The organism is Bordetella petrii, from assembly GCF_020991325.1.
GTDB classification, from domain to species: domain Bacteria; phylum Pseudomonadota; class Gammaproteobacteria; order Burkholderiales; family Burkholderiaceae_B; genus Bordetella_A; species Bordetella_A petrii_E.
Genome location: NZ_JAJMLX010000330.1, coordinates 1 through 4,593, shown reverse-complemented (window position 1 = coordinate 4,593; position 4,593 = coordinate 1). Strand labels below are relative to the sequence as shown.

At 68.5% G+C, this 4,593-nt stretch carries 3 protein-coding genes and 1 pseudogene; 2 read left to right on the top strand and 2 right to left on the bottom strand.

The window, feature by feature from the left end:
• A partial coding sequence (locus LPZ50_RS22125; protein ID WP_230664986.1) for a phosphotransferase family protein occupies positions 1–988 on the top strand: 988 nt, incomplete at its 5' end.
• Positions 988–2,634 carry an acyl-CoA synthetase gene (locus tag LPZ50_RS22120; RefSeq protein ID WP_230664984.1) on the top strand — a complete coding sequence of 549 codons (1,647 nt, stop codon included), beginning with the start codon at positions 988–990 and terminating at the stop codon, positions 2,632–2,634. The genes LPZ50_RS22125 and LPZ50_RS22120, both read left to right, overlap by 1 nt.
• A 141-nt stretch (positions 2,635–2,775) precedes the next feature.
• Here LPZ50_RS22120 and LPZ50_RS22115 read toward each other — a convergent pair whose 3' ends face one another.
• Together LPZ50_RS22115 and LPZ50_RS22110 are read right to left on the bottom strand one after the other, a co-directional pair.
• Positions 2,776–3,969, bottom strand: a complete 1,194-nt coding sequence (locus tag LPZ50_RS22115) for an acetylornithine transaminase (RefSeq protein WP_230664982.1) — start codon at positions 3,967–3,969, stop codon at positions 2,776–2,778.
• A gap of 101 nt (positions 3,970–4,070) precedes the next feature.
• Positions 4,071–4,593 (bottom strand): annotated as a pseudogene (locus tag LPZ50_RS22110) (DSD1 family PLP-dependent enzyme); the annotation flags it as partial.

The following is a 4,593-nucleotide window of genomic DNA, read 5'->3' as shown; positions in this document are numbered from 1 at the left end:
CGACGCGGCCACCCTGCGCGCGCGCGCCCTGGCGGGCGGGCAATCCAACCCCACCTATCTGCTGGAAGACACCAACGGCAGCCGCGTGCTGCGCAAGCAGCCGCCGGGCAACCTGCTGCCTTCGGCGCACGCCATCGACCGCGAATACCGCGTCATGGCGGCCCTGGCGGGCACCGCCGTGCCGGTGCCCCCCATGCTGCACTACTGCGCGGACAGCAAGGTGATAGGCACACCGTTCTACCTGATGGGCTACGCGCAGGGCCGCGTGTTCATGGATCCGGCCCTGCCCGGGCTGGATCCGGCCGAGCGCGGCGCCATTTATGCCGAAACGGGCCGGGTGCTGGCCGCGCTGCATGCGGTGAAGCCCGACCAGGCGGGCCTGGGCGACTACGGCCGCGCCGGCGATTACTTTGCCCGCCAGGTGGCGCGCTGGACCCGCCAGTACCGCGACACAGCCACGCAGCCCATTGCCGCCATGGACGCGCTGATCGACTGGCTGCCGCAACACCTGCCCGCCGATGACGGGCAGGTTTGCCTGGTGCACGGCGACTACCGCATCGACAACCTGATTTTCGCGGCCGATGCGCCGCGCGCCATTGCCCTGCTGGACTGGGAATTGTCCACGCTGGGCCACCCGCTGGCCGACCTGGCGTATCACTGCATGGCCTGGCGGATTCCGCCCAGTTTGTGGCGCGGCATCGCCGGCCTGGACTTGCCGGCGCTGGGAATACCGGACGAAACCGGATTCGTGGCCGCCTATTGCCGCGAACGCGGCATGCAAGCGCCCGCCAACTGGGACTTTTACCTGGCCTACAGCTTCTTTCGCATCGCGGCCATTCTGCAGGGCGTGTATGCGCGCGCCCAGGCGGGCAACGCAGCGGCGGCCGATGCGCGCGAGATGGGGGCCCGCGTGGCCCCGCTGGCCGAGCTGGGCTGGCAGGCCGCCTGCCGGGAAACCGCAAGAACGTCATCGTCCGGGAGACCCTGATGAGCGCCGAATCCACCGATGCGCTGCCGCGCAATGCCGCCAATCACCTGGCCCTGACGCCGCTGGGCTTTCTGCAATGGGCGGCCGATGTGTATCCGCAGCGTAGCGCGCTGGTGCACGGCGACCGCCGGCAAAGCTGGCAAGCCACGCGCCAGCGCTGCCACCAGATGGCAGCCGCCCTGCGCGCCTGGGGCGTGCGCCGCGGCGACGTGGTGGCGGTGCTGGCGCCGAATGTGCCGGCGCTGTACGAGGCGCACTTTGGCGTGCCCATGGCCGGCGCCGTGCTCAACGCCCTGAACACGCGGCTGGACGCGGCCACGCTGGCCTTCATCCTGGAACACGGCCGCGCCAGCGTGCTGCTGTTCGACAGCGAATACACCGGCCTGGTGCGCGACGTACTGGCCAGGCTGGCCGCGCCCCCCAGAACCGTGCGTATCGAAGACAGCGAATATGCCGGCGGCCACGGCGAGCTGGGCGACGCCGAATACGAAGCCTGGCTGGCGGCGCAGCCGGCCGACGCGGCTTGGGAATACCCGCGGGACGAATGGGACAGCATCTGCCTGAACTACACCTCGGGCACCACGGGCAACCCCAAGGGGGTGGTGTACCACCATCGCGGCGCGTATCTGAACGCCACCGGCAACGTGCTGGCCTGCGGCATGCCGCCGCAATCGGTGTACCTGTGGACGCTGCCCATGTTCCACTGCAACGGCTGGTGCTTTCCCTGGACCATGGCGGCCCTGGCGGGCACCAGCGTGTGCCTGCGGCGCGTCGAGCCGGCGGCCATCTTCGATGCCATCCGCCGCCACCAGGTGGGTTTTTTCTGCGCGGCCCCGATCGTGCTGAACATGCTGATCAACGCCCCCGCGGACGTGCAGTACCGCGCCACCCACCGCGTGCAAGCCATGACGGGCGGTGCCGCGCCCCCCGCGGCCGTCATCCAGGCCATGGAACAACTGGGCATCGGCGTAACGCACCTGTATGGGCTGACGGAAACCTACGGGCCGTCCATCAACTGCGCCTGGCACGACGAATGGGATGAACTGCCGCTGGCGGAACGCGCCGCGCTGAAAGCACGCATCGGCGTGCGCAAGCTGAACGTGGAACACGTGCAAGTGGTGGACGAACAATTGCGCCCCCTGCCCGCGGACGGCCGCAGCATGGGCGAGATCGTGCTGCGCGGCAATACGCTGATGAAAGGCTACCTGCACAACCCCGACGCCACGGCCCAGGCGTTCGCGGGCGGCTGGTTCCATTCGGGCGATCTGGGCGTGGTGCACCCCGACGGTTATATCGAAATCAAGGATCGCGCCAAGGACATCGTCATTTCGGGCGGCGAGAACATTTCCACCATCGAGGTCGAAGACGTGCTGTACCGGCATCCGGCGGTGCTGGAAGCCGCGGTGGTCGCGCGGCCGGACAGCACCTGGGGCGAAACACCTTGCGCCTTCGTCACCCTGAAAGACGGCGCGCCGTGCAGTGCCGATGACATCCTGCAGCACTGCCGCGCGCACCTGGCCCGCTTCAAGGTGCCGCGCACCGTGGTGTTCGGCCCGCTACCCAAGACAGCCACCGGCAAAGTGCAGAAATTCCTGCTGCGCGACCAGGCCGCGGCGCTCGGGGCCGAGGACAGCAAGCCCGGCTGAGGCGGCCCTGGTCGCAAAGCAGCATTTCGCAGGCCTTGCCGGTGTCTGGCACCTTGCGGGAGCCAGACCCCTGGCTCAGCCGCTTAGGCTAGTGCCATGGGTGTCTGACACCTTGCGTGTCGGACACCGTCGGCGCCCGCCTCAGCTCTTGCGCAGCGCGCTGATCACGCCATCCAGCTGCGACAGCATCAGGTCGATTTCCTGTTCCGTGACGTTCAGGGCCGGCATGAAGCGCAGCAGGTTGCCGCGCGGCGCGTTCAGCAGCAGGCCCTGGGGCGACAGCTTGCGGGCGGCCTCGACAATGGCCGGGCCGTCTTCGCGGTCCAGCACCAGGGCGCGCAACAGGCCCATGCCGCGCTCGCCCCCCATGCCCCACTTGGACGACAGGGCCAGCAGGCCTTCGGACAATTGCTGCGCACGCGCCTGCACCGATTCCATGAAACCCGGCGCCGTAAGCGTATCGAATACCGCCACGCCCACCGCGGCCATCAACGGGTTGCCGTTATACGTGCCGCCCTGGTCGCCATGCGCGAACACGCACACTTCCTGGCGCGCCAGCAGCGCGGCCAGCGGCACGCCGCCGCCTATGCCCTTGGCCAGCGTCATGATGTCGGGCACCACGTTGTATTGCTGATAGGCGAACAAGCTGCCGGTGCGGCCCATGCCGGTCTGCACTTCGTCCACGATCAGTAGCAGCTGGTGCTCGTCGGCCAGCTGGCGCAGGCCTTGCATGAACTCGGGCGTGGCGGGCACGACCCCGGCCTCGCCCTGCACGGGCTCGAGCATGATGGCCACTGTCTGGCCGTCAATCAGGGCGCGCACCGAGTCCAGATCGTTCAGTTCCGCCTTGGGAAAGCCTTCCACCTGCGGCGCGAACATCGTGTCCCAACCCGGCTTGCCCGAGGCCGACATGGTGGCCAGGGTGCGGCCGTGGAAGCCGTGGTTCATGGTGATGATCTTGTACGCGCCGTTGCGCTTGACGCGGCCCCACTTGCGCGCCAGCTTGATGGCCCCTTCGTTGGCCTCGGCGCCGCTGTTGGCGAAGAACACGCGGTCGAAGCACGACGCGCCCGTCAGGCGCAGCGCCAGGTCGATGGACGGCTGGTTGTAGAACGCCGGCGACGGGTTCATCAGCTTGTCGGCCTGGTCGATGATGGCGCGCTTCATCTCGGGCGCGCAGTGTCCCAGCGTGTTCACCGCCCAGCCCTGCACGAAATCCAGGTATCGCTTGCCCGCGTGGTCTTCCAGCCAGGAGCCCTGGCCTCGCACGAACACCAGGTCCGGGCGGGAGGTGATCTCCATGAGGGCGTTGACATTGAACTGGCTGAATTCCATGGCGGTTCCTGCGGAATGGGAAGACTAGAGGGGGTGAAAACAAAGAATTTAGCACCGTATTGTGTACGCCGGCGCGGGGGGGTGCCCCCCGGCCGGCGGGGCTAGCGGCTGAGCCCGCGGGCGGCCACGTCCCACACCGCCTCGACCACGCCGTGGCGATAGGCCACCAGGGTGTCGTGCAGATTGAAGGTCGGGTCCACGTGCGAGGGAATCAGCAGCAGTGTGTCGCCCAGCCGCAGTGCGGCACCGGGCTCAAGTTTCAGCACGCCATGCTCGTCGTTGACGGCGGTGTACTGCAGTTCGGGCCGGCCGGCCACCCGGGGCGGGCCGCATTCGGCCGTGGTGGATTTCAGCCCGGCGTCGACGATGGCACGGCCGCCATCGGGCAGGCTCATCACCGTGGCCAGCACGAACAGGCTGTGGCGGAAAGCCAACGCCCCAGACCATTCGTTGGCGCCGTAGTCGCCGTCCATGAACGCGTACGAACCGGCCTGCAACTCGGTATACACCCCCGACGCCGCGTCGAACTCGGCGCTGCCGGTGCCCGCGCCGGTGATCCGGTCGCAAGGGATGCCCGCCTCCCGCAGGCGGCCGGCGTAACCCGCGGCAAGCTCGGCGGCGCGG

What these genes read in the sequence shown, in the direction of transcription:
- LPZ50_RS22115 (WP_230664982.1), bottom strand. Translation starts at nt 3,969, where the DNA reads ATGGAATTCAGCCAGTTCAATGTCAACGCCCTCATGGAGATCACCTCC.
- LPZ50_RS22120 (WP_230664984.1), top strand. Translation starts at nt 988, where the DNA reads ATGAGCGCCGAATCCACCGATGCGCTGCCGCGCAATGCCGCCAATCAC.